The organism is Mycobacterium sp. BMJ-28 (assembly GCF_054404835.1).
Map to the genome: position 1 here is coordinate 1847346 of NZ_CM136783.1, position 24881 is coordinate 1872226.

The window sequence follows — 24881 nt, forward strand, 5'->3', positions numbered from 1 at the left end:
CGAGACCCTTCCCTCGCTCTCAGGCATTAGCCGGTGACTTGCTTGATGATCTGCTGGATTTTTGTTGCCGTATGTGCAGCCTTGACGTTGTACTGGGCCACCTCGACGTTGCCCTTCTCGTCGACGACGAACGTCGAGCGGATGACACCCTGCACCGTCTTGCCGTACATCGTCTTCTCGCCGAAGGCACCCCACGCGGTGAGCACCGATTTGTCCGGGTCCGACAGCAGGGGGAAGGTCAGGCCCTCGTTGTCCCGGAACTTGGCCAGCTTCTCCGGCTTGTCGGGCGAGATGCCGATGACGTCCAGGCCCGCTTCGTTGAGTTCGGCGAGGCTGTCCCGGAAGTCGCAGGCCTGCTTGGTGCAGCCGGGAGTCGACGCCGCCGGGTAGAAATACACGATGACCTTGCGGCCCTTGAAGTCGGACAACTTGACGGTCTTACCGTCGGCGTCGGGCAGGCTGAAGGCCGGCGCTTTGTCGCCGGCGGCGAGGCGCGGGGTTTGAGGCATACCTGGTTACGTCCTTCTCGTCGACCGGTGCAGCGGACTTGGCTGCGGCTGCTCTAGGGTAGTGCGGCAAGGCGACAACATGGAGGGGCACAGTGGCCGACCGGGATCCCGATAGCATCAAGCGCGATATCGACCAGGCGCGCGATCAGCTTGCCTCGACAGTGGATCAGTTGGCTGTGCGGGCCAATCCGCAGCGCCTGGCTGACGATGCCAAGGCGCGGGTGCTGGCCTTTGTGCAGAAACCGGTCGTGGTGGCGTCGGTGGTCGGCACCGTCGTGGTGGTGCTGGTGATCCGCCGAATGCGGCGCCGCTGACCGTCAGCGACGGCGGCGAGGGCGGAACCAGTCGGCGAGGGTGAGTCGGGGCGGGTTCGCCGTCATACCGATGCGGCTACAGCTGACGACGACGACCGCGCCGTTGCTGGGCGCCGCGCCATCGTGGCCGATGACCTCCGGCGTCCGCGGTGCACTTCCGCCTCGCATCAGCTAATACCTCGCTTCGTCCCCCGATTGTTCGCCGGAGCGGGTGGCCCACGGCGTACAGCTAACTTGAGGCTATCACGGTCGCCCATACTCCGGCACGCGGTTTGAGAGCCTCTTACCTGGCTTTTTGTATAAGCCGGCGAAGTTCGCAGCGAATCCTTCGGGTGATCCAGCACATTCCTACGAGCTGTGCGGCGACCGGAACAAAATATTGACGACCACGTAGGCGGCAACCGTAGCACCGTTGGCGTGGCACTCGGGTTAATTCGGGATGAATGCGGTCGCCGGTATTTCCGACTGAGCTAATCATTTGTGTGAATTCACCGGTTGTCGGCCGGATTGCCGATTAGCCTCAGCGAAGAATCGTTGACAAATAGCGATGAATCGGCGGGGTGCGGACATGACCGAACGGACTGGCGGAATTCATCGGCGAATTGTCACGACAGTGGTGGTGACCGTGCTGACCTCGGCATTGTTCTGTGGTGCGGCCGGTCAGCTGTTCACGCCGCCTGTACGCGCGGTTTCCCTCGCCATAGCGCCGGTCGTCGCGATCGGCGATGCCCCCGGTACCGTCGGCATCGCCGATTCCAATCTGACGAATCTGTCGACGACCGATATCGACGCCGAACTCGCGGCCATGCAGAGCCTCGGAGTCAAAAATGTGCGCATCAGCATCCCGTGGGCGGGCATCGAGGCGACGCAGGGCAACTTCGACTGGGACACCGTGGATTACATCGTCCAACAGGCCACCGGCATGAACATGGGAATCCTCGGTGTGCTCAGCGAAACGCCTGCGTGGGCGGGGACGCCCTATCTTGCCGGGATGCCGGATCCCGACGTGTTCGCGACTTTTGCGCAGCAGGTGGCCACCCGATATGTGGGCAAGATTTCGACCTACGAGATATGGAACGAACCGAACGCGATCAATTTCCTCGATCCGGTGGACCCGGCCGGCTATACCGCTCTGCTGCAGGCCGCCTATCCCGTCATCAAGGCCGTCGATGCGAATATCACCGTGATCGGCGCGGTGGTCGGGGCGGGTCTGTCGGAGGGCAATGCCGCGATGAATCCAGTCGATTTCGTCCAGGGCATGTACACGGCTGGTGCTCATGGCTATTTCGACGCGCTCTCGTTTCATCCCTATGACTACACATTGGATTTCTCGGAGGGATCCAGTCAGGCCGGCTCACCGCTGAAACAACTGCAACAGATCCTCCAACTCATGGCCACCTACGGCGATGGCGGATTGAAGGTATGGGCCACCGAATACGGCGAGCCCACCACTTCGCAGTATTCCGAACAGCAGCAGGCCGACTTCCTGCAGGACTTCCTGGATACCTGGCCGACCATTGCCGGTACCGGCCCCATGTTCCTTTACACCCTCCGGGACACGGATTCGGGCCAAGCCAACCCCACCGACAATCTCGGCCTGTACTACACCAACTGGGACCCGAAGCAAGCGCTGCAGGTGGTCGCCGATTACATCGCCTCCCTTGGCCCGGGCCCGACGGATCCCCCCACGCCGGGCAACCCGGTGCTGCAGGCGATCTCCACAGCGGTGCAATGGCTGGCGACGGCGGCGCGATCGGCCGTCCACGGCGTCGCGTCGGCGGCCAAGAATCTGGTGCAGGCGACCGCCACGGTGGTCAGAACCGTCGTCCAGGCCGTCGGCAAAGCGATCGGCGCCGGTGTTCGCTTCGCGGCGTCGGTGGTCCGGGGCGTGGTGCAGGGCATCGCGCAGGCCACCGCGAACATGGTGAACGGCATCAAACGCGTGATCCACCCGGCGGCATCGTCGAGCGTGCCTGCCTCGGCCCGCGCGGTGCCGGCCGGCGCCGCCCCTGCCCAAACTGCCGGAGGTGTGGCCACCGAGACAAAAGTGGTTGTGAGCGAACGGCATTCGCGTAAGCGCCAGATCGACACCGACGTTCCCGCCGCCGGTATCGAGCCGACCGGGAAGGGCGTTTCGGTTCCCGACGCGGTCCCGGAAACGGCTCCGCAAGCCGATCCGGCGACGAGTGAGCCGTCGGCAACCGCCTCCGACGAGAAAGCCGGCGAGGCGACAAAGCCCGCCGATCACCGGAAGGTCGTCCCCAAGCGTCCGCGTCGGGCGCACCAGGCGCCGCAAACCCACCCGGAGCCGGTCAGGACGCCGGTGGCGGCGTCCGGCGACGCCCAGGCGGGATCTGAGCCGGCGGACCAGGCCGCGAGCGAGCCCGCGGCGTAGTCAGGTGAGGCCGGTTCCGGCGTGGAACCCGTAATCGCCGACACCGGTGAGCACCGCGACCATCACCTCGTCGGTCAGCAGGTTGGTCGTCAGCGGGGGTCCCGGCGGCGGGGGCGGTGCGGGTGGCGCAGGAGCCGGATTCGGGCGGCCGGCAGGAGCGGGGAAGGTGATGTTGAGTTCCGGTCCGGCGTCCAGCGGGAAGGTGCAGCCCGGTCCGTAGGTGGCTTTGCTGAGAATCGTCCCGCTATAGGCGGAGGCGACCATCGTGCGCATCTGTTCGAGTGTCAGAACGCATGGGTCCTGGCCGTCGGGCGGGCCCGGCAGCGCGGCGGCCACGACGGGAAGCGGTGGCTGGGCCGGGGGGTTCGGCGGTGGCGCGGCCGCGACCACGACGGGGGGCGCCGGCGGGACGGGTGCGACGGGCGCAGGCACAGGTAGGGGCGGCGGCGGTGGGGCCGCAGGTGGGGGTGGCACCCGAGTGGCAGGCGGCGCGGGTGGTGGTGCGGCAGGCCGCTGCGCGGCGGCGACGGCCGGTACCGGCGGGCCGACGCGGGCCGGCGGGACCAACCCGACAGGCGCCGGTGGTGCAGGTGTGGCGGCAACCGCTGGTGTTAGCGGGGGAGCCGCAGGCGGTTGTTCGCGGTGGGTCACCACCATGGCGGCACCCACCAGGAGCAGGGGAATGACGCCTCGAGACCAGCGCACGCCAGGGTGTGTCACAGAGCATCCCTCCCGGTGGCCTGCGTTGTGGCACCCCGACTCCCCGTTGACAGGGCGAATAATTGTGGCTAACGTCAATTAATTCGCTGCTGCACTGAGCATCATGGCAGAGCGCGCAGCGCTGCGCGGCTTTTGTCACATTTTGGTGTAGCCGCACCGATTGCCTTCGGCTAATTCTGGTGCGAAGCGCCTATTGATCCAACCTTTTCTGGATACACAATCCGCTGTACCGTTTGTCCGATGGAGACCGTGACGCACACCGACTCGCTGGCCCGGTTCGGGCACGCGCTGGCCGATGCCACGCGCGCCCGAATCCTGTTGAGCCTCAACCGCGCGCCCGGCTACCCATCCGAACTCGCCGAGCAGATCGGCGTCTCACGGCAGATCCTGTCCAACCACCTCACCTGTCTACGCGGGTGCGGTTTGGTGGCCGCGGTGCCCGAGGGCCGCCGGATGCGCTACGAACTCGCCGACGGGCGCATCGGCCGCGCCCTGGATGACCTGATGGGTTTGGTGCTGGCCGTCGACCCGAAGTGCACGTGCGTGGATGCGGACGGCCGGAAGTGCGGGTGCCGGTGACATCCGCGGTGACCGACGGCAGGCGCGCCCTACTGGCCCGCCGCATCCGCATGTTCGTCGCGATGACCATCTCCTACAACGTGATCGAAGCCGTCGTGGCCATCGCCGAAGGCGCCCGCGTCTCGTCGACGGCGCTGCTCGGATTCGGTCTTGACTCGGTCATCGAGGTCGCGTCGGCGGTCGCGGTGGCGTGGCAGTTCGCCGCACCCGATCCCGAGACCCGGGAGAAGACCGCCCTGCGCATCATCGCGGTGTCGTTCTTCGGGCTGGCCGCCTATGTCACCGTGGATGCGATCCAATCGTTGCGAGGGGTGAGCGGCGTCGCGCATTCGGCCATCGGGATCGCCCTGACCGCAGCGAGTTTGGTGATCATGCCGGCGCTGTCCTATGCCCAGCGCCGGGCCGGGCGGGAATTGGGCTCGCGTTCGGCGGTCGCCGATTCCAAACAGACCCTGCTGTGCACCTACCTGTCGGCGGTGGTGCTGGCCGGCTTGGTGGTCAACAGCCTGTTCGGCTGGTCCTGGGCCGACCCGATCGCCGGCCTGGTGATCGCGGTGATCGCCGTCAACGAGGGTCGGCGGGCCTGGCGCGGCGACGGCTGTTGCCCGCACTGACCCCGAAACGACAAAAGCCCTGCCGAAGCAGGGATTTTGCGTGGTGCGCCGTCAGGGTTTCGAACCCCGGACCCGCTGATTAAGAGTCAGCTGCTCTACCAACTGAGCTAACGGCGCGCGTGAGGAACAATAACAGGCCCCACGCGGCGAGGTGAAATCCGCATGAAGGACGGGGTGCGGACGCCCCCGCGACGGCGTCGAGGGCCGGCTGAGCGCGGTCTCAGCCGCTGGGCCCAGTCGCGCCGACTCCCATAGAATGCTGGCAAGTTGCTGCGAATGCGCGGCGCTGATCGGGTGGAGCGGGAAATGGTGCAGGTCACAGGTGCGCGCCGGGTGAAGTCGTTGGCGGTCGTGTTGGCCTCGGTCGTTGTCCTGGCGGCCTGCTCCACCGACCAGGCGCCTCCCGTGCCGCAGACCATCGCCGACAAGGGCACCCCGTTCAGTGACCTGCTGGTACCCAAGCTCAACGCCTCGGTCACCGACGGAGCGGTCGGCGTCACCGTCGACGCCCCCGTCACCGTCAGCGCCGAAGACGGTGTGCTGGGCGCGGTCAGCATGGTCGACTCCGAAGGCACGCCCATCGCGGGCAAGCTCAGCCGGGACGGCCTGACCTGGTCCACGACCGATCCGCTGGACTACAACACCCGGTACACGCTGACCGCGCGCTCGCTGGGACTCGGCGGTGAGGCGAGCCGGCAGATGACGTTCGAGACCCACTCGCCGCGGAACCTGACCATGCCCTACCTGCTGCCCAGTGAGGGGGAGGTGGTCGGGATCGGGCAACCGGTGGCCATCCGGTTCGACGAGAACATCGCCAACCGCCTCGCGGCGCAGAAGGCCATCAAGGTCACCACCACGCCACGCGTCGAGGGCGCCTTCTATTGGCTGAGCAACCGCGAAGTGCGTTGGCGCCCAGCGGCTTACTGGAAGCCCGGAACCGCCGTCTCGGTGGAGGTGAACACCTACGGGGTGGATCTGGGCAACGGACTGTTCGGGCAGGAGAACGTCAGCTCGCACTTCACCATCGGCGACCAGGTGATCGCCACGGCCGACGACGCCACCAAGACGCTGACCGTCCGGCGCAACGGCGAGGTGGTCAAGACCATGCCGACATCGATGGGCAAGAACAGCACGCCGACCAACAACGGCACCTACATCATCGGTGACCGGTTCTCGCACCTCATCATGGATTCCTCGACCTATGGGGTTCCGGTCAACTCGCCCAACGGATATCGCACCGAGGTGGACTACGCCACCCAGATGTCCTACAGCGGCATCTACGTGCACGCCGCGCCGTGGTCGGTCGGCAGCCAGGGCTACAGCAATGTCAGCCACGGCTGCCTCAACGTCAGCACCAGCAATGCCCAATGGTTCTACGAGAACACCAAGCGCGGCGACATCGTCGAGGTGGTCGGGACCGTCGGGTCGCCGCTACCGGGCACCGACGGCCTCGGTGACTGGAACATCCCGTGGGAGCAGTGGAAGTCGGGCAACGCCAGCGCCTGAACGGTTACCTCGGGGGTAATCGACAAGCCGCGGATCGGCAGCGAGTCTGGTTCCGTACCAGTCCGATTCCACGAAAGGCTTACCCATGGTCGACACCGTCACCGCCTACCTGAACACCTGGAACGCCACCGACGAGCCCGCGCGCCGGGCACTGCTGGACCAGCACTGGGCGCCCGGCGCCCGCTATGTCGACCCGCTCGCCGAGGTGAGTGGCCATGACGAGATCTGCGCCGCGATCGGCGCCGTGCACACGCAGTTTCCAGGGTTCGTCTTCAGCCTGGTCAGCGGGCCCGACACGCACCACCGGCACGCGCGTTTCCAGTGGGGCCTGGGCCCCCGCGGTGCCGATCCGGTGGTGGTGGGCTTCGACGTGCTGTCCACCGACGAAGGCGGCCGGATCCAGACCGTGCTCGGATTCCTGGACAAGGTGCCGGGCTGAATTCCCGTTCCGCCCGGTCCCGCGGGCTACCCGTCGGTGACCGAACGCTCCAGGGTGGCAAGCGATTCGCTGATGAACTCTTCCGGAAACGGCGGCATGCCGCCGATCGCGTCGCGGAACTCCTGAGGGGTGCCGGTCCAGTCGTAGGTGAGCGTGACATCGGTGCTCTCGCCGTTGGGGGCCAGGTCGTAGCGCCACCACCAGCCGCCCGGGGCGAGTTGCCCGGCGTCGTCGAGCTGGCCGGGCTGCCAGCCGATGGTGCGGTCCTTGTCGAACTCGTCGACCAGGTTGTGCATCACGTAATGGCCACCGGCCTTGTCCAGGAACATGTTGATCGCGAATATCTGACCGGCGCCGGTGATGGGCTGTGGATCGATGGCGTCGCGCACCCAATCACCGGGTTCGGTGTCACGGTGCCGGGCCGGGTCGCTCAGTAACGCGAAAACCTCGCTCGGCGGTGCGGGGATGGTCCGGGTGACGGTGTAACGCTCGGTCATTCGACTTCCTCTCCATAGATGCGGGCGATGTCCGGACTGTCCAGCCAGCCCGAGTATGTGGGCCGGGACGGCCAGCCGGCCGGTGAATCGAGCCATTCCTCCTGCCGGCCGAACGGCAGCAGGTCGATCAGGGCGAAGCTGTGGCTGAGCTGCTCGGTGCCGCGGCCGTTGGTGTGCCAGGTCCGATAGACGGTGTCCCCGTCGCGCAGAAACACGTTCACGGCGAATCCGCCGCCGGGTGGTGCGTCGACGTCGGCGCCGAAGGTGGACCCCGCGGACGAGTACCAGGCCATCTTGTTGCCGACCCGCTTGCGGTAGGCCAGCGCCTCGTCGATGGGCCCGTTGGTGACGACGACGAAGCGGGCGTCGTAGTTGTCCAGGAAGTCCAGGCGGGTGAACTGCGAGGTGAACCCGGTGCAGCCGCCGCACTGCCACGGCGCGCCGTCGGTCCACATGTGGTGGTAGGTGATCAATTGCGAGCGGCCGTCGAACACCTCGGCCAGGCACACCGGGCCGTCCTCGCCGGTGAGCACGTACTTGGGCAACTCGACCATCGGCAGGCGCCGGCGCGCAGCGGCGATGGCGTCCAGTTCGCGGGTGGCGGCCTTTTCCCGGACCCGCAGATCGTCCAGTGCGGCGCGCCAGGTCTGGTGGTCGACCACCGGTGGTTTGGCTGAAGTCGTCATGGATGTGTTGACCCGGATCACACCCCGAACTCATCGCGAAGGTACTGTCCGGGATTACGGACCTGTCTAAGGGTGGCCTAACCGACGATGAACGAGGATGAGAATGACTGATCGACGCACCGACGCCGCTGGATTGCGACTCCTGGTGGTCGGGGCGTCATCCGGCATCGGCCACGCCGTGGCCACCAGCGCGGCCGGCCGCGGCGCCAAGGTGGCGGTGGCGGCGCGGCGGCTCGAGCTGCTGACCAGCCTGGCCGAGAGCGTCGGGGGAGCGGCCTTCGAACTCGATGTGGCCGACCCGGCCGGCATCACCCAAGCCGTCGACGCGGCGGCCGAGGCCCTCGGTGGTCTGGACGCCGTCGTCATCACCAGCACCGTGGCGCCTCTTGCGCACATCGAGGACACCGATGCCGCCACCTGGGTGCACGCCTTCGCGGTCAACGCGCTTGGCGCGAACAACGTGCTGCGTGCCGTGCTGCCGCACCTGTCGGAGAACGGCGTGGTGCTGATCGCCTCGAGTCACGATGTCGGGCGCCCGCGCGCCGGGGTGGCCGCCTATAACGCCAGCAAGGCCGCGCTGGACGAGATCATGCATTCGTGGCGCAACGAGCATCCGGACCTGTCCCTGTTGCGGGTGGGCATCTGCCCGACCGACGGCACCGAGATCCTGCGCGGCGCCGACCGCGACCTGCTGGCCCAGCTGTTCGAGTCGTGGGTCGAGCACGGGCAGCTGCCCGCCCGGATGGCCGCGCTCAACGACGTCGCCAACACGTTGCTGTCGCTGGCCATCACCGCGTACGAGAATCCCAGTGTGGTGCCCGAATTCGTGCAGCTGTCGCCGCGGATCAAGAAGGCGCCGGCGGCGAACTGAGGTCAGCGGTCGGCTCAAGCATCACTTGAATTCATAAGTGATGCTATCGTGGTGGTGTGTCATCACTTGGCGCACCGGTTCCGCCTGTCTCGTATGAGACCCTGCGCTGGGAAATGAACTCGGGCGCACCGGACCTGCAGGCGGTGCGGAAACAATCGGGGCCGTATCGCGCGGCGGTCACCGCGCCGATCGCCGACCTTGCCGTCACGGTTGCGTCCGCTGTCCTGGCCGACGCCGACGACGCGAGTCGTGAGATCACCCGCTTTGACGCTGAATTGGGCAACGAGATCGCACCGTTCGCCGCGCTGCTGTTGCGCTCGGAGTCGGCTGCCAGTTCCCGCATCGAGAACCTGACGGCCTCGGCGCGCGCGATCGCCGAGGCCGAGCTGCCGGGTGAAGGGGCAGGCAAGCGCAACGCCGCCGAGATCGTGGCCAACACTCGGGCGATGACGGCGGCGATCAACCTTGCCGACAACATCGACGCCGACGCCATCCTCGCGATGCACGACGCGCTGATGGCTGACCAAATGCCCGCCATCGCGGGGCGATGGCGCACCGAGCAGGTGTGGATCGGCGGTGGCAACTACGGACCGGTCGGCGCGTTGTTCGTTCCGCCGCGCCACGAAGTGGTGGCCGCCGCGATCGATGACTTGATTACCTTCACCAAGCGCGACGACGTCCCGGCGCTCATCCACATCGCTATTGCCCATGCGCAATTCGAGACCATCCACCCTTTTCCGGACGGGAATGGTCGCACGGGGCGCGCCCTGGTACAGGCCATGCTTCGACACAAGGGGCTCACCCGTCAGGTGACGGTGCCGGTGTCGGCGGGGCTGCTGGTCGACACCGGCGCGTATTTCGACGCATTGACCGCATTTCGAGGTGGCGATGCGGCACCAATCATCGAGCGGATGTCGGAGGCCGCAGTCTTGGCGGTCGTGAATGGACGCCAGTTGGTGGCCGAATTGCGCGCAGTGCGGGCGGACTGGACTCACAGGATCTCGGCTCGGCGCGACTCGGCGGTGTGGAGGATCGCAGACCTGCTCATGCGCCGTCCGGTCGTCAATTCGGCAGTGCTGAGTGCAGAGTTGGGCATCCTGATCGGCAATGTGCCGCGCTACCTGGAGCCGCTCATCGATGCTGGTGTGGTCAAGGAGTTCACCGACCGCACCCGTAACCGAGCCTGGCGCGCGCCCGAGGTGCTGGACAGTTTGGATGCCTTCGCGGAACGGGCGGGGCGGCGCGGGTAGCAGTCCACTGCTACCCATGCGGCGTTGCCGAAACCTCGCTCGTATAGTGCAGTGAATACCGTTTCTGAGGGGGGACGATGACGGAACCATTGGAAGTAGATCCTGTTGATCTGTTCATGTCGGCTGATCATCTGGATATGCACCAATCTGACCACGACAGAATCCATTCAGCAGCAAATTCCAGTATCGAGTCGGTAGGCCCAGGATGGGTCGGTTCGTCAGGGATTGCACTACAAAGCAAGCTCACGCATTTACGGGCAGTGACAGACCACATCAGTACCGAACTGGGACGCCACCGCGACGCCTTCCGTCGGATCGGTCACAGCTACCAGAAGTTGGACGAAGATGACGCCGCACACATCCTGCGGGTGCGCGACAGCCTGTGACGTCGTTGACCCTCGCGGATGTTGCGCGCTGGGATTCGCACGCAGTCCGTGACGTGAAGACCGCCCTAGGTGACCGTGCCGGATCCATGGACGAGATCAGGGGTTCGCTCAAGCACCTGCCGATAAACAGCACCTGGAGCGGGCAAGCGGCCGAAGCTGCGAACGATAGCCTCGACAAATTGGGCACATATCTGGCGAATAATGCTGCAGCCCATCATGAATCGTCCATAGTGATCGGACAGGTCGCCAGCGAGATTGAAGGTGTTCAGCAGCTCCTACGCCACGTCCTTGACTTTGCCGAAGGCAAGTTCTCTATCAACCTGGACACTGGCGCCGTCAAGCCATTGACAGATGATGTGAGCGCTAGCGACCAGGAGTATGTCACCACCACACTGAAGCAGATCCTCGCTGCCGCGGAGGTCATCGACAGAGAATTGGCGCATGGGCTCAACCTGCTCGACGGAACCGATCAACCAGGCAGTCCGCCCACGATTCCCATCGATCAGGACAGCGAGCGTGCGCGCAACCAGAAGGATGCGTTCAAGCGGGTCTACGGATATGAGCCAATGACTGCAAACGATTGGAGAATGGCAGCGGCACTCGACCCGCATAGCTATCTTCCGAAGAACAACGGCGTTCCGCCACAAATTGTTGCAGGGCGGATCACCCCGCAACCGGGCAAAGGGGTTGTCCGAACGAATCTCTTCATTCCGACCGATCAAGTGATCAATACGTGGAAAGACATGACCGACCTGCAAAATCAACGACTCTTCCCCATGAATTTTGGTGACAATCGGGGTCCCAGCGCGACGGCGGATCCTGAAGATTCGAGAGTGTCGCTGTACGTGGACTACGACAACGGGATTGTCGTCGCCCGTCAGAACCCGACGGCGGCCGTCGATGGGCAACGGGGTGGCGCAGCGGCGGGGACTCCAAATATCCACGTCGTACAGGCTCCGGATGGGCGCATGACGATCGACTACGACGCATCCGACGCATATGAGAATCCAGCGGGCACAGCGATGGGAGTCACCGTGAACGGGCGCGTTACTCTCAGTCCACAGGATGACGGGGTGGTTGCGCTGGGCGGCAATACGACGATTTATCCGAGCATGGAGACCTATCAGTACCGAGCAGGTGTTCCTCCGGAGACGCTTCAGTGGACGCCGGCGAACTCGGGTAGCGAATATGGCCCAGGTACAAGTCTCACGCGGCACCATTGGGTCGGCGATGCGACCATTCCTGCGGTGCGACCAGACATGCCCGGCTGGAAGTGGGAATTGGAGAACGCCAACCCCTTTGGCGATGATCCGTTCCTATCGCACACGACGCAGCTGACTGACCCTTTCCAGGGCAGCATCCCGACCGTAGGTACGGGACGATGAGCCGCGTCCATTTCGCCAAACCGTCTGCGTGGAGGGTCTTCTGGTCCCTGTTCGCGGCCGCATTCATCGTTTACGTCGTCGCGGTCGTCGTCGTTTTCATTTCGGCTGCTTTTGCGTCAAACCGTCCACCGTCAACATCCTCGAACGAACACGTCGGTCTACTGATGTGGGACCTCATCTTCGCTGCTCCCGTTTTCGTGCTGACGTTATGGTTTGTCACTATCCCCGTCATCGTTGCACTCGGGGTGCTCTGCGCCATCATTCGTCTGGGCGGTTCTAAGGGCGGCACGGGTACGTCTGCGGCACAAGGGAATTCGCTTGGTTCAACGGCTGACGACCCGTAGCAACAAGGACGGCCGCCTCGCGTAGGAACGGGTACCTGGCCTTTTCGATGCGGTGGGTCTGTTGCACGCGCAACCTCGAACGTGTTGCACCAGAACAATTTCGGATTCAAACAAGGCTTGAGGGACACCACTCATATCCAGCAGACGCACAAGCATTGCGGAGAGTGCCTCGTACCGGGCCGCGAACCAATCCTAATAGTGCATTGCCGAGGTCGGTAGAGAGGACCTTAGGCCGCCGTTCTCTGCGATGTGCAAGCGCCCAAGCGCGGTAGGCGGAGGATCGCACAGGACGAGCGAGAGCCGGAGCCGGCGCTTCCGTCAGTCGCTGTGGGCTGCTAAAACTCGGTAAACGGTCGCCCTGCTGACACCCAGGGTTTCAACAGTCGCACAAGTTGTCAGTGTGAGACACCTATTCTGATACAGCTTCTGCGACACGACGAACTCGGAGTTCCTGGTTCACTGCGGATCGTGTCCGAACGATCTCAATTGTTTGGTTTTGAGAAGGTCCAGAACGAGCAAGCTGCTTCTCTTGTGTCTTCGTTCATAGCCTTTCGCGACGCCCCGACCGCGAACCGGAATTAGGCTCCGTCGCCTTCGCGGAGCAATGCGATGCCAAGAAGTTTCTGAGCGATCGATGCGGCTTCCGCGTAACTGCGCGCCGCCTCTTCAGTCACTGTTGCTTCAGGCTCGTGCGAAAGCTCGTTGCGCAGCGCAGCAAGGTCGTTCAATACGCCCGCTACATCCGCATCAAGCACGCCGTCGCGGACAAGTTGGTTCAACATCTTGCTGAAACCGGTTCTGGGGGTCCTGTTGCCGTATCGAGCCGAGAACAGCTCCGTCAACGAAGACTCAATCTCGATAAACTCGAGCAGCACGACAGCACGGGGGTCCTGCTCAAGTAAGCGTTTGACCTTTTGTTCACGGCGTTCCTCACGGTCTTGCCGTTCAAGCGCGAGTGCCGGTTCGGCAGACTGTTTCTCGGTTTCCGTGGCAGGTAATGCCTGCTGCTGAACGGCTTCAGCGATGGCATCCGATTTCTGTGCAACCTCGGAAGCGGCTTTCTCAAACTCCGCAGATACAGCTCCAGCGGATAACTTCTTGAGATCCGCGATTCGCTTAACGATTGCCAGCGCAACCCCTCGCACCTCGGTGCGAAGGTAAATCACCAGCCCGATGGCAACCGCTGGCCAGGCAAGCGATGACACTAGGTTGGACACGAATTGGAAGGAGTCCACGTGATTATCCTGTCAAAGGTGGGCATTCGTTGCTGCGCGTTGGGTTCGAGAAGTGGCCGGTGATCATCGTAGTGATAGAGAAGACGCAGCGGGCCGGCCAAGGACAATGCATTCTGGTCCCATGAGCGTTGAGCATGAATTACCCAGTGATGGCGACCAAGTTCACCTATACACGATGCGAGAGCTGGCTCACCATACGGCAGAGCTGGTTGAGAGCATCAACCAATCCGGCATGCCGGCAGTCATTACGCAGAGTGGCCGATTTGTCGCGATCGTTTATCCGTTGGAGTTCCGCAACGTCGAATCGGGGTCGACGGCCCGGTTCCTAGAGGATGACGCCTCTCTAGCGCAATTGGAAAAACAGTCGGTGTCCGCTGGCGTTTCGACGACACAGAATGCCGCCGCTCAGGTGGGCGTCGCCTTGGCGGAAATGGACGCTGGAAGCAGCCCGGAAGGTGTGACCTGCTCGACTTCAGAGGAAGCGGAGTTGGTCCGCATAGCAAGGGCGCAAGTAACCCAACTTCAGCACATGCTTAGCCCGAGTGGCGCGCACACCGATTCGCCCATCGTCTTGTATGCGGATTCCGCGATGGAGAATATTCGCTGCTTACCTGCGTGGACCTCGGCCGAGCTCTTGCAGATCAACTCTGACGAACTCACCATGGCCGTAGACCCCAGCGCCATCGAGGGATATGTCGAAAAGCACGTTGGTTTGATGTGGCGTCGAGCCGTACGTCGCGCTGAACTTGAGAAGCTGTATCGGCTTGACGAGCAAGAATGGGACGACGACATGAGCGGCGCGCACAACTACATCTCGGTATATCGACGCGCAACCCCTGATGAAATTATCCGACTCAACATCAACCGTCCGGCGCTGACGGTGGTAGCTGTCTTCAGTAATCGCGACCTAGCGGTGGTGCTTGATCAGGTCATGCCATAGCCTCGCGGCGGATCAAACACAGACCGGGGCTGGCAATGTCCGTTGCGCATCGGATGCCTGCCGATGATGCGGACCGCCTCGAAGAGGTTACCGGGCGGAGCGTTCTCGCGCCCCTTAGTTTCGCTGCGGCTTTCGAGAAGCCCATAACGGTAAATATGAGACGGCAGCATTACGCTGCGTAGTCGCAGGGGCAGACGAAGCAGGGCGCGTTCTCCACACCCGTGGACCACGCCTCAATGTCGTTGAACCAGTCAGTCTTACTGACCGAAGAACAGTCGACCGCAGCGAAGAAGCTGGCAGCAAGCGACGACTCTCCTATGCCTGCGTAACCGCTACGTCGAAGAACGAATGCCACTGCGCCGAAGAAATCGTGGTCACCAACGACTTTGACGAGTCGGTCGGCGTTCGCCTTCAACTCCGAGCGCAATTGCTTCAGAACTGGCGTTGGCTTTGGCCCCGGCTTCGAACGTTCGAGAGCTAGCCTTACCACCGCCTGTGGGTTGGGTCTACTGCCGCTAAATCGGCCAAACGGAAAATTCGCGAGGTTCAAGTCCCAGCGGTTCTTTAGGCTCAGCATTCGCAGGGTGCTAACCCTCGCCGCAATTATCAGCGCCTCCGCGAATACATCGGCGGCGCGTACTCGCGGCATTACGGCGGGACCTCTGGTGTGTGCGTCGATAACACGATAGATGATTGCCAGGTCCACCAACAACAGGTCCATCACCAAGTCGTGATTTGTCGATGCAACGATGCAGTCGGCATAAGGCTCAACGGGTCCGCTGTGATTATCGTAGTCTCGGTCGATCAGAACTCGCACCTTCGATACTTGCCGCGCGTCGACTAAAGCCGCTGCCTCGACAAGCTCCTGTTTACCCCCTTGCCCGCATAGGACGGTCACCGAATGATGAACGTGACGCTCAATGACGTGCCGATCGTCTGACCCCTCCACGACCAGTATCAGACCGTCCGTGCCGCTGCGAAGCATCGCGATTGTGTTGAACAATGTATCGCTGTTTAGAAATTCGCGCACTTAGAACTCCGCCTCCGCCGGGCCAAGCCTCACCGCCGTATCCCATTCGCCATTAATGATCTGAGGTGAGTGAGTCGCGACAATGAACCGCAGATCGCGAAGCTCGGCTATGCGACGTACGTCCGGAATAAACTTCATCTGCCAGCCTACGTGGAGCGATATTTCAGGTTCATCGATTAGCACGAGAGCGCCTTCTGGAACGTCGAAAAGCAGGTCGAAAACCAGAATGATTTCGTGCTGCTCTCCCGACGACAGCGAGTCGAGGGGAATCTCCCGATGTGTATCCGTATCGACAACTTTAAGCCCGTTGGAAGCGTTGACCTCAACCTTTTTTCGGAGAAGCCGCTGATTGAGAATTTCCTCAAGGAGTTCTATCCGACTTAGCAATGACACAAAGGGCTCAAGTTTGTCTTCAGCATCGCTGAGGTACAGGTCAAGCAGCTGTAAGGCCCAGTCGTCTAATTTCTCATCCGGAAGCGATAGATCATCGGTGAGTGGAACCGGAACTACGCGCGCCAAGCGGCCGCGAAACCCATTCTGTCGCTCGTAGCGATCGCGAATTTCTTGATCATTTCCGCCTCTTTTGGTCGAGGCTCGGCGTACCACTCGACTCGGAAAGGTCCGGTCACGTTCTTGCGTCACTCGCGAATGAGCAGTCTGTGCCTGGTCAATGAGATTCAGCATTTCTGCGGCTTGTGCCGAAATCCTAGAGGGCGAAACTGGCCTCTTTCGGCGCATCCGAGGAGAAATGCGGAACTTGGGGTTTGTAAACGACACGGCTCTCAGTCGCTGAGTTTCAATCAATACTGACGGTGTCCGTTTTGCGAATTTCAGCAGTCCGGATGGGGCAGGATCCCCGAAAATCGGTTGGAGTCGTGATGCATACCTCGACTCCAATTCTGATTGTGAAATCAGTTGATTTGTGTTCACGTGTTGCCAAAAATCTTCGTCAACTTGAACAAATGGAGTGTTGTCGTCAAGCCATTCGGTGGTGTCGTGATCAATAAAATCCCACTCGTGGATCTTCTTGCGACTCTTGAAAAGTTTGAATGAAAGCGGACTTTCTTCTTCTGACCTCACATCTCGGCTCAGAGCAGAAATGCGATACGACTCAGTGAAATAAAGTTCTGCAGATGAGAATGGTAAGCGGCACAGCTTCTTGCCATCAAGGCGAGACAGGGCGTCGATCACCTCAAGGGTTTTAGTTTTTCCGACGCCATTGGGGCCATAGATAATGATGTAGTCGTTCTCAGGGGGAAAGTTAATCTCGTGGTCGTAAGAGCCCAAGACTCCCGATACTCGCGCATGGATCAACTTCAAGGGTGTTTCATCCGCCACCTCGCAACTATTGCAGGTTGCGACATGCGGCACAATCATCGACACCACTGGGATGTCGTTCGCACCACCAGTGACAGCCCGGCAGCGGGGGGCGTGCCACGGTTGGTCGACTACGTAGGCAGGACTTGCCGCTCCTTGGCAATTCGACGGCGAAACGAGTTCCCAAGGTCGTTGCGACATCTTCAGTGACGTTGGAGGACCTGCGAAATTTGGGGCTATTGCCCAGTTCTGTAACGGTAGGCGATGGGAGCGAGTCGGTCATCGTCCACCTTCCATGGCATTTCGAGGATCAATTCACCACCGCTGGCCGTAGGTGGGCAGCCCTTCTGTCGGTGCAGCGTGATGTTTCGAACTATCGCTAGCGCGTTTGCGGGGTGTCCGGTCTTGTGGAGTTCGACCTCATTCCGGGTCAGGACGATCTCGGAACCGTTCGAAGTGGTGCCCTTTACCTCGACTTTGACGAACGAGCCAGCCTTCGTAGAGTGGAGGTCGTACGACTCGCGCAGTCCGACATCCTTCACTTCGTATCCTTGATCCGTAGACTCAAGGTGAGTAATCACCGTTTGCACTGCGTGCTCTTCGATCACACGTCGTTCAATTGCGCTGAGCCGTGGGGTACTCCGCTTGCTCGGTGTGCGCGGGCGAGCGACGGATTCGAACGAGCGCTCCGTGTCCGCGATTTCTGGGGAATCGCCCGGGACGTAGAGTCCCTCATCGGCAGCTTCATAGATCTCACTCAGCCAGACCGCAGCCCGTCGCAGGTCTTCCTCGATCAAGTCATCGGCTGGAATCGCGTCAAGCGCGTACTCGACAGCAACGACATTGCCCAATTCGTACCCGCTGCCGAGCTGACTGATCCGATTGTCGAGGTTCATCTCGGTCGTCCAGCGGTCAGGGAACGGCGAGTCTGAGGTCAGCAGCGACCGCGCCCAATCTGTGCGGGCGGTGAGTTCTTTCTCCGGTTGCGCCCGAAACTCCGCACCGTCCCAGCGGGTAGTTCCCTGGTTAAGGCTCAGGTATAGGCGGTCTCCGGCGGCGCTGAACAGGAACACTACGTACCAACCATTGGTTGGTCTGGGGGAGCGAGATGCCGAATAGATTCGAGTCCAGGGAATCTCAGTCTTTAATCCTGTGCCGTCCTTGCCTTGCACGCGGAGGTCTTGAATCCCGGACGCTGCTAACAGGGCCGGAACAATGTCCTCCAGCTCTTGGCGCAGTTCGGTCCTCACGATCTGTCCTCGGCGCTGCATCGACTCAGTGTTCGCCGGTGAATACTCAGTCTGTAGCAACAGAACTTCTTCTAATGCGTCATGCACGTTGCAACGCTAACTGCGCCCGGCGCGCTGCCTCCGCATTCTTTTCTTGAGCCGCGTCGTGGCGACCGCAGTGGGTACAGGCAGCCGCTTCTGGTGTTGCGGCAGTCACTTGCGCGGCCTGCTCGGCTTTCCGAGCGCGTAGCAGCTAGGTCTACTACGCAGCCGCTACGCACGGCACCACTCTGCGTCCACTGGTGGCAGGTTGAGGTAGGCCTGAAAACATACTCTGATCTGCTTAGTCAGTCCGCTGACCGCTACTTGCCACCATTCGCACCAAGTCACCGTGAGCTGGGAAAACGCCGAAAGTCAATATCCGGCTTACAGGCCAGTTCGTCCGCTCTCTTGGGGCCAAGCCGCATTCGATTGACGTTGGAGGTTGGAATAAGGGTGTAAGGACTCCCATAAACGCAAACGGTGGGAGGGCCAAAAGGCCCTCCCACCTGCGGGGTGGCTGACGGGACTCGAACCCGCGACAGCCAGGATCACAACCTGGTGCTCTACCAACTGAACTACAGCCACCATTGCCGCGTGAGCGGCGTCCTAGATACTAACCGCTCGGGTGCGCAGTAGCCGAATCGGATTCCTTGGTGTCGTTCTTGGGGGGTCCAAGCTCGGCCGCGACGGCGGCGATTTCGCTGGTCGACGGGCCCGGCGGGGTCACGAACGCGGTACCGCGGTAGTACTTGAGCTCGCGGATGGACTCGTGGATATCGGCCAGCGCGCGGTGCGCCAAGCCCTTCTCCGGCTGCCCGAAGTAGATCCGCGGATACCAGCGCCGGCATAGCTCCTTGATGGAGCTGACGTCGATCATCCGGTAGTGCAGAAAATCGTCCAGGGTGGGCATGTCCCTGGCGATGAATCCGCGGTCGGTGGCGATCGAATTGCCGCACAGCGGGGCGGTTTTGGCTTGCTTGACGTGGCTGCGGATGTAGTCCAGCACCATCTTCTCGGCGGTGGCCATGTCGATGTCGGAGGCCAGGACTTCTCTGTCCAGTCCCGAGCTGGCGTGCATCTTGGCCACCACGTCGACCATCCCGGACAAGGCGTCCTGGTCGGCGTGGATGACCACGTCGATACCGTCGCCGAGGATGTTCAGGTCGGCGTCGGTGACCAGTGCCGCAATCTCGATGAGCCGGTCGGACTTGAGGTCCAACCCGGTCATCTCACAGTCGATCCAGACCAGTTCTTCGCGCACAGCGATCCACAGTATTCGCACCGCCGCGCATTAGCTGCCCGCACCCCACCCGATGGGGTCGCTGTTCAGTAGGGTCTGCCCATGACCTCAGAATCGACCGCAACCCCCGCACAGCAGATCGCCGCAGGTTACGCCGTTGAGGGGCAAGCGCTGGAGCTCGGCACCGTGGTGGTCGACGGTGCCGTCGACCCGGCCGCGCTGGTGCGCATCCCACTCGCGACGGTCAACCGGCACGGCCTGATCGCGGGCGCCACCGGTACCGGTAAGACGAAGTCGCTGCAGGTGATGGCCGAGCAACTGTCGGCGGCTGGGGTCCCGGTGCTGATGGCCGATGTGAAGGGCGATCTGTCGGGCCTTTCTCGACCGGGCGAGGCCAACGACAAGACCGCGCAGCGCGCCAAGGACACCGGCGATGCGTGGGCGCCGACCGCGTTCCCGGTGGAGTTCCTGTCGCTGGGCACCGAGGGGATCGGGGTGCCGGTGCGGGCGACGATCACCAGCTTCGGCCCGATCCTGCTGTCGAAAGTGCTGGGACTCAACGCCACTCAGGAATCCACCCTCGGGCTGATCTTCCACTGGGCCGACCAGAAGGGCCTGTCGCTGCTGGATCTGAAGGACCTGCGCGCCGTCATCCAGTTCCTGACCAGTGACGAGGGCAAGCCGGAACTCAAGGTGCTGGGCGCGGTGTCGCCGACGACGGCGGGGGTGATCCTGCGCGCCCTGGTGAATCTGGAGGCCGAGGGAGCCGACACTTTCTTCGGCGAACCGGAACTGGAACCCAAGGACCTGATCCGCCTCGACGACCAGGGCCGCGGCATCATCTCGCTGCTGGAGCTCGGCGCCCAGGCCGCCCGCCCGGTGATGTTCTCCACCTTCTTGATGTGGGTGCTGGCCGACCTGTTCACCACGCTGCCCGAGGTCGGTGACGTCGACAAGCCCAAGCTGGTGTTCTTCTTTGACGAGGCGCACCTGCTTTTCACCGACGCGTCTAAGGCGTTCCTGGAGCAGGTCGAGCAGACCGTGAAACTGATCCGGTCCAAGGGCGTCGGTGTCTTCTTCTGCACCCAGCTGCCCACCGATGTGCCCAACAATGTGCTCTCGCAGCTCGGCGCCCGGGTGCAGCACGCGTTGCGCGCGTTCACCCCCGACGACCAGAAGGCGCTCACCAAGACGGTGCGCACGTACCCCAAGACGACCGTGTACGACCTGGAGGATGCGCTGACCTCGCTCGGTATCGGCGAGGCCATCGTCACGGTGCTCTCCGAGCGCGGTGCGCCGACGCCGGTCGCCTGGACCAGGATGCGGGCGCCGCGGTCGCTGATGGACACCATCGGCCCCGACGCCATCAAGGCCGCCGCGCAGGCCAGCCCGCTGCAGGCGACCTACGGCCAGACCGTCGACCGGGAGTCGGCCTATGAACGGCTCAACGCGCGCCTGGCCCCGCCGCCGGCCGCTCCCGCACCGGCCGACCAGTTGCCTCCGCCGGTGCCGGCCGACGCCGGTGGCGCCGAAACCGAGGGCACCTCGACCGCCCGTAACGCCGCCGAGCCCGGTTTCTTCGACAAGATGGTGACCAGCCCGGCGTTCAAGAGTGCGATGCGCTCGGCGGGCACCGTCATCGGACGCGAGATCACCCGCAGCATCTTCGGGACGGGCCGCCGCCGTCGCTAGTGATTTCGGCGCGCCTACCCGCGCTCACCGCGGGTGAGCGCGCCGAAATCACTATTCGCCGCCGAGCTTCTTGTACACCGCACCGACGATCGGCGTGACGATCGAGCGCGGCGCGTATCCGCTGGCCACCGACATCGCCTTGGACGTCAGACCGGGCACGATGCGCATCTTGTTGTGCTCCAGCCCGTCCAGCGACAGCTTGGCGGTGTACTCGGTGTTGATCCAGAGGAAGTCCGGGATCAGCCGCTCGACGAGTGAGCGCTCGGTCTCGTCGGGCAGATCGGTGCGCACCGGGCCGGGCGCGAGCAGCGTGACATGCACGCCGGTGCCCTTGAGCTCACCGCGCAGGGACTCGCTGAAGGTGTTGGCGAAAGCCTTGGTCGCCGCGTAGGTGGCGTTGTTGGGGATCGGCGAGTTGCCGGCCGCCGAACCGGAGATCAGGATGCCGCCGGCCTTGCGCTCGATCATGCCGGGCAACACGGCCAGGCAAAGATCGTGCACGGCAAGGGCATTGAGCTGAACCTGGGCCTTCTCGCCGGCCGGGTCCAGCTTGGCCACCGGACCGAAGGTCGCGGTGCCGGCGTTGGCGCACAACACCGAGATGTTGCGGGTGGCCAACTCCTCGCACAGCACGTCGCGGGCGGCCGGGTCGGCGAGATCGACCGCGCGCACCTCGACGGTCACTCCGTAGCGCTGTGTGAGTCGCTCGGCGAGCTCGGCCAGCACTTCGCCGCGGCGGGCGGTGATGATCAGGTGGTGGCCGCGCGAGGCCAGGTCGGCGGCCAGCGCCTCACCGATACCTTGGGAGGCGCCGGTGACGACCGCGCGGGCGTCGGGATGTGGTGCGGGTACGGGCATGCCGAAATCGTAAGGACTTATAGGCTGGCGATCATGAGCAGCCCCGGGTCGGCGCCGCGTGTGGCCCGGCGGTCCCCGGTGCGGGCGTGGGTTCTCTACGACTGCGGCGCGACCGGTGTCAACGCGATCGTCGTGACATTCGTCTTCTCCGTCTACCTGACCAGTGCCGTCGGTAAGGACCTGCCGGGTGACACCACTCCGGCGAGTTGGCTGGGCCGGGCCCTGACCATCGCCGGCATCATCGTCGCGGTGCTGGCCCCGGTGACCGGCATCTGGGTCGACGCACCGCACCGCCGCCGTCGTGCACTGGTCACGCTCACCGCGGTGGTGGCGGCGCTGGTGGTCTCGATGACCCTGATCCGGGCCGACTACCACTACCTGTGGGCGGGACTGGCGCTGCTGGCGATGACCGCCGCCTGCAATGACCTGGCGACGGTTCCGTACAACGCGATGCTGGCACAGCTGACCACCCCGAAGAACTCCGGCCGCATCTCCGGGGCCGGCCTGGCGGTCGGGTACGCCGGCAGTGTGGCGCTGCTGCTGCTCGTCTACGTCGGTTTCATCGCCGGCGACGGCGGGCTGCTGAGCCTGCCGGCCGACGACGGCCAGAATGTCCGGGCCGCGATGGTGCTGACGGCGGTGTGGCTGGTGGTGTTCGCGCTGCCGCTGTTGCTGACCCCCTCGCCGCCCGCGGACACCGTGCACCGTCCGGCCGGCATCGCGGCCGCCTACCGGACGCTGTGGGCCGAGGTGAAGGGGGAGTGGCACCGGGACCGCAACGTCGTCTACTACCTGATCGCCAGTGCGGTTTTCCGCGACGGCCTGACGGGGGTGTTCACCTTCGGCGCGGTGCTCGGGGTGAACGTGTACGGCATCTCGCCGGCGACGGTGCTGCTGTTCGGCGTGGCTGCCTGCCTGGTGGCCGCCGCGGGTGCGGTCGCCGGCGGTTGGCTGGACGACCGCGTCGGCGCCAAGCCGGTGATCGTCGGTGCGCTGAGCCTGATGATCGTGGTCGCATTGACGTTGATGGTGCTGTCGGGTCCGCTGGCGTTCTGGGTGTGCGGGCTGCTGCTGTGCCTGTTCATCGGGCCGACGCTGTCGGCCGCGCGCACCCAGATGCTGCGGATCTCCCATGAGGGCAAGGAGGGTGTGGCGTTCGGGCTCTACACCATGACCGGCCGCGCGGCGACGTTCCTGGCGCCCGCGCTGTTCGCCTTGTTCATCGACGTGTTCGACAGCGACCGCGCCGGTATGGGCGGGCTGTGCGTGGTGCTGATCCTCGGTCTGGTGCTGATGCTCGGGGTGAAAACCCCACGCGCGTCAGCCGATCGGGCTGCAAATGGTCAGGCCTGACCCGCTGCGCTGCTGCACGGAGGCGCCGTCGATGCTGATCGAGCAGCTCACTTGGCGGCCGACGTTGATGATGCTGACACTGGCCGAGCCCTTGGCCGGCTTGCTCAGGTCCACCGTCTTGCTCCACGGCAGCATGACGTTGAACTCGGTCTGCAGCACGCCGCCGGTGTCGACGTAGGTGATGTTGATCGCGCGGCCGGTACCGCTGACCGTGTAGACGACGCTCTGGGTGACGCCCGGCTCGGCGCTCGGCACCCCCGGGGTGACGGGCGTGGTCGGCGACGGGGACGGCGCGGCCGATGGTGTCGGGGTGCTCGTCGACCGGCGGGTGGTCGTGGGCGCGGAGGTGGTGGTCGGCTCCGAGAGCGAGGGCACCGGAGCCACCACGGTGTCCTGTTGTGAACTGTTGACGATCACCAGTGCGATGACCAGTCCGAGCACGACGATGATGGCGATGGCCGCGACGACCCATAACCAGCGTGGGGTCCGGGGGCCTTCCGGCGGTGCCGGCTCCCCGGGTACCGGCGGCTGTTGCGGCGGGGACCCGTAGGGCGCGCCGTACTGATTTGTCGCATAGGCGGGGTCGTAGGCCGGATAGGCGGGGATCGGTTCGGTGGGACGCGGGCCGTAGGGCGCCTGGCCGGCGTAAGCGGGGTCGGGGTAGCCGGAGTATCCGGGGTAGCCGGAATGAGCGTCGCCAGACCGGCCGTCGAGCCGCTGGGTCGGCTCATCGCCGCGTGGTGAATTGGTCATGCCCACCTCATGGCTGCAGGGTACCCGCGCGCTCTGCCGGTACGCCGCGCCGTGGTCACACCTGGTTGATCACAGCAACTATCGCGAGGCGCCGAGGGCGGCAACGGTCATGGCCCGCAAAACCGCCCGTGAGCTGTGCGTGAGGGTCGGCGTCTTGACGCTGTGCGGGGTGGAGTTGAGCAGTCCGAACACTGCGTGTGACATCAGCCGGGCGTCGTTCTCGTCCAGGGTGTCGTCGAGCCGGCGCAGCACATCGACCCAGATCTCCACGTACTGGCGCTGTGCCTTGCGCACCTGCCGTTTGGCCTGGGCGGGCAGGTGCCCGAGGTCGCGGTCCTGGATGCGGATGAGATTGGATTCACCGAGCGCGAAGTCGAGGTGGAAGTCGATCAGCCCGCTGATCGCTTCGTGGGTGTCCGCGGCGGTGGCGACGACGTCGGCGGCGCCGTCGAGCAGCCGGGTGCTGATGCCGACCAGGAGCTCCACCAGCAACGCCTCCTTGTTGGGGAAGTGCCGGTAGATGGCGGGGCCGCTCACGCCTGCCGCGGCGCCGATGTCCTCCAGTCGCACCGCCAGGTAACCGTGTTCGGCGATCAATCGCTCCGCCGCGGAGATCAATTGATCACGGCGGTCGGACTTGGCCTTGCTGCGCGGGGTTTCGGTCATACCCGCCCTCCATCCGCCGGTAGACAAATTG

Annotated in this window: 26 protein-coding genes and 2 tRNA genes; 14 read left to right on the forward strand and 14 right to left on the reverse strand. The window is 63.8% G+C overall.

The genetic code is table 11. The annotated features are described in order from the left end of the window. Positions 1-26: 26 nt before the first annotated feature. The gene (gene bcp / locus ACXPWS_RS09210) at positions 27-509 is read right to left on the reverse strand and encodes a thioredoxin-dependent thiol peroxidase (protein WP_458712146.1); all 483 of its coding nucleotides are present in this window, start codon (positions 507-509) and stop codon (positions 27-29) included. Positions 510-601: 92 nt separating this feature from the next. On the opposite strand from bcp, the gene ACXPWS_RS09215 reads away from it, so the two are divergent. Further along, entirely contained in the window at positions 602-823 is a 222-nt protein-coding gene (locus ACXPWS_RS09215) for a DUF3618 domain-containing protein (protein WP_458712147.1), read from the forward strand. A 619-nt stretch (positions 824-1442) separates the two neighbouring features. Then, on the forward strand, positions 1443-3218 hold the full coding sequence (locus tag ACXPWS_RS09220; RefSeq protein WP_458712148.1) for a cellulase family glycosylhydrolase: 1776 nt from the start codon (positions 1443-1445) through the stop codon (positions 3216-3218). Here the strand turns inward: ACXPWS_RS09220 and ACXPWS_RS09225 are convergent, their stop codons facing one another. After that, positions 3219-3938, reverse strand: coding sequence for a hypothetical protein (locus tag ACXPWS_RS09225; RefSeq protein WP_458712149.1), 720 nt, complete (start codon positions 3936-3938; stop codon positions 3219-3221). A gap of 240 nt (positions 3939-4178) precedes the next feature. Here ACXPWS_RS09225 and ACXPWS_RS09230 point away from each other — a divergent pair, with 240 nt between their 5' ends. Together ACXPWS_RS09230 and ACXPWS_RS09235 are read left to right on the forward strand one after the other, a co-directional pair. Further along, the gene (locus ACXPWS_RS09230; protein ID WP_458712150.1) at positions 4179-4517 is read left to right on the forward strand and encodes an ArsR/SmtB family transcription factor; all 339 of its coding nucleotides are present in this window, start codon (positions 4179-4181) and stop codon (positions 4515-4517) included. A gap of 50 nt (positions 4518-4567) precedes the next feature. After that, positions 4568-5131: a cation transporter gene (locus tag ACXPWS_RS09235; protein WP_458713471.1), complete on the forward strand. Its 564-nt coding sequence runs from the start codon at positions 4568-4570 to the stop codon at positions 5129-5131. Positions 5132-5172: 41 nt separating this feature from the next. Here ACXPWS_RS09235 and ACXPWS_RS09240 read toward each other — a convergent pair. Further along, a tRNA-Lys gene (locus ACXPWS_RS09240) sits at positions 5173-5248 on the reverse strand. A gap of 189 nt (positions 5249-5437) precedes the next feature. Here ACXPWS_RS09240 and ACXPWS_RS09245 point away from each other — a divergent pair. Both ACXPWS_RS09245 and ACXPWS_RS09250 read left to right on the forward strand, forming a co-directional pair. Further along, positions 5438-6637, forward strand: a complete 1200-nt coding sequence (locus tag ACXPWS_RS09245; protein ID WP_458712151.1) for a L,D-transpeptidase — start codon at positions 5438-5440, stop codon at positions 6635-6637. A gap of 85 nt (positions 6638-6722) precedes the next feature. Continuing rightward, positions 6723-7076: a nuclear transport factor 2 family protein gene (locus tag ACXPWS_RS09250; RefSeq protein WP_458712152.1), complete on the forward strand. Its 354-nt coding sequence runs from the start codon at positions 6723-6725 to the stop codon at positions 7074-7076. A 26-nt stretch (positions 7077-7102) separates the two neighbouring features. Here ACXPWS_RS09250 and ACXPWS_RS09255 read toward each other — a convergent pair whose 3' ends face one another. Together ACXPWS_RS09255 and ACXPWS_RS09260 are read right to left on the reverse strand one after the other, a co-directional pair. Beyond that, a complete protein-coding gene (locus tag ACXPWS_RS09255; RefSeq protein WP_458712153.1) occupies positions 7103-7573 on the reverse strand; it encodes an SRPBCC family protein in 471 nt (156 codons plus the stop codon). Beyond that, positions 7570-8259: a DUF899 domain-containing protein gene (locus tag ACXPWS_RS09260; RefSeq protein WP_458712154.1), complete on the reverse strand. Its 690-nt coding sequence runs from the start codon at positions 8257-8259 to the stop codon at positions 7570-7572. The genes ACXPWS_RS09255 and ACXPWS_RS09260 overlap by 4 nt, the downstream gene beginning before the upstream one ends. A 103-nt stretch (positions 8260-8362) precedes the next feature. Here ACXPWS_RS09260 and ACXPWS_RS09265 point away from each other — a divergent pair, with 103 nt between their 5' ends. From ACXPWS_RS09265 to ACXPWS_RS09285, 5 genes are all read left to right on the forward strand, one after another. Next, on the forward strand, positions 8363-9130 hold the full coding sequence (locus ACXPWS_RS09265) for an SDR family oxidoreductase (RefSeq protein ID WP_458712155.1): 768 nt from the start codon (positions 8363-8365) through the stop codon (positions 9128-9130). Positions 9131-9243: 113 nt separating this feature from the next. After that, on the forward strand, positions 9244-10380 hold the full coding sequence (locus tag ACXPWS_RS09270) for a Fic family protein (RefSeq protein ID WP_458713472.1): 1137 nt from the start codon (positions 9244-9246) through the stop codon (positions 10378-10380). A gap of 77 nt (positions 10381-10457) precedes the next feature. Further along, entirely contained in the window at positions 10458-10766 is a 309-nt protein-coding gene (locus tag ACXPWS_RS09275; RefSeq protein ID WP_458712156.1) for a WXG100 family type VII secretion target, read from the forward strand. A gap of 86 nt (positions 10767-10852) precedes the next feature. After that, the gene (locus tag ACXPWS_RS09280) at positions 10853-12151 is read left to right on the forward strand and encodes a hypothetical protein (protein WP_458712157.1); all 1299 of its coding nucleotides are present in this window, start codon (positions 10853-10855) and stop codon (positions 12149-12151) included. After that, positions 12148-12495 (forward strand): hypothetical protein, encoded by a 348-nt coding sequence (locus tag ACXPWS_RS09285; protein ID WP_458712158.1) that lies wholly within the window; start codon positions 12148-12150, stop codon positions 12493-12495. Before ACXPWS_RS09280 ends, ACXPWS_RS09285 begins: the two co-directional genes overlap by 4 nt. Before the next feature lie 578 nt (positions 12496-13073). Here the strand turns inward: ACXPWS_RS09285 and ACXPWS_RS09290 are convergent. Continuing rightward, positions 13074-13730 (reverse strand): hypothetical protein, encoded by a 657-nt coding sequence (locus ACXPWS_RS09290; protein WP_458712159.1) that lies wholly within the window; start codon positions 13728-13730, stop codon positions 13074-13076. A 121-nt stretch (positions 13731-13851) separates the two neighbouring features. On the opposite strand from ACXPWS_RS09290, the gene ACXPWS_RS09295 reads away from it, so the two are divergent. Beyond that, positions 13852-14670 (forward strand): hypothetical protein, encoded by an 819-nt coding sequence (locus ACXPWS_RS09295; protein WP_458712160.1) that lies wholly within the window; start codon positions 13852-13854, stop codon positions 14668-14670. 169 nt (positions 14671-14839) lie between these two features. Here ACXPWS_RS09295 and ACXPWS_RS09300 read toward each other — a convergent pair whose 3' ends face one another. The 5 genes from ACXPWS_RS09300 to orn all read right to left on the reverse strand — a co-directional run bounded on the left by ACXPWS_RS09300 (position 14840) and on the right by orn (position 19549). Beyond that, complete coding sequence (locus tag ACXPWS_RS09300) at positions 14840-15700, reverse strand: hypothetical protein (protein WP_458712161.1); 861 nt, start codon at positions 15698-15700, stop codon at positions 14840-14842. After that, positions 15701-17038: an AAA family ATPase gene (locus ACXPWS_RS09305; RefSeq protein WP_458712162.1), complete on the reverse strand. Its 1338-nt coding sequence runs from the start codon at positions 17036-17038 to the stop codon at positions 15701-15703. 215 nt (positions 17039-17253) lie between these two features. Beyond that, a complete protein-coding gene (locus ACXPWS_RS09310) occupies positions 17254-18267 on the reverse strand; it encodes an MrcB family domain-containing protein (protein ID WP_458712163.1) in 1014 nt (337 codons plus the stop codon). Positions 18268-18800: 533 nt separating this feature from the next. Next, positions 18801-18873: transfer RNA gene (locus tag ACXPWS_RS09315), tRNA-His, on the reverse strand. 28 nt (positions 18874-18901) lie between these two features. Next, entirely contained in the window at positions 18902-19549 is a 648-nt protein-coding gene (gene orn / locus ACXPWS_RS09320) for an oligoribonuclease (protein ID WP_458712164.1), read from the reverse strand. An 81-nt stretch (positions 19550-19630) separates the two neighbouring features. Between orn and ACXPWS_RS09325 the strand changes: the two genes are divergently transcribed. Continuing rightward, a complete protein-coding gene (locus ACXPWS_RS09325; protein ID WP_458712165.1) occupies positions 19631-21220 on the forward strand; it encodes a helicase HerA-like domain-containing protein in 1590 nt (529 codons plus the stop codon). A 51-nt stretch (positions 21221-21271) separates the two neighbouring features. Here ACXPWS_RS09325 and cmrA read toward each other — a convergent pair whose 3' ends face one another. Then, positions 21272-22078 (reverse strand): mycolate reductase, encoded by an 807-nt coding sequence (gene cmrA, locus ACXPWS_RS09330; protein ID WP_458712166.1) that lies wholly within the window; start codon positions 22076-22078, stop codon positions 21272-21274. Positions 22079-22111: 33 nt separating this feature from the next. Between cmrA and ACXPWS_RS09335 the strand changes: the two genes are divergently transcribed. After that, positions 22112-23431: an MFS transporter gene (locus ACXPWS_RS09335; RefSeq protein ID WP_458712167.1), complete on the forward strand. Its 1320-nt coding sequence runs from the start codon at positions 22112-22114 to the stop codon at positions 23429-23431. On the opposite strand, the gene ACXPWS_RS09340 is transcribed toward ACXPWS_RS09335, so the two are convergent. After that, positions 23399-24184, reverse strand: a complete 786-nt coding sequence (locus ACXPWS_RS09340; protein WP_458712168.1) for an MmpS family transport accessory protein — start codon at positions 24182-24184, stop codon at positions 23399-23401. The genes ACXPWS_RS09335 and ACXPWS_RS09340 overlap by 33 nt on opposite strands. Positions 24185-24262: 78 nt before the next feature. Beyond that, positions 24263-24850, reverse strand: coding sequence for an SACE_7040 family transcriptional regulator (locus ACXPWS_RS09345; RefSeq protein WP_458712169.1), 588 nt, complete (start codon positions 24848-24850; stop codon positions 24263-24265). Positions 24851-24881 lie beyond the last annotated feature (31 nt).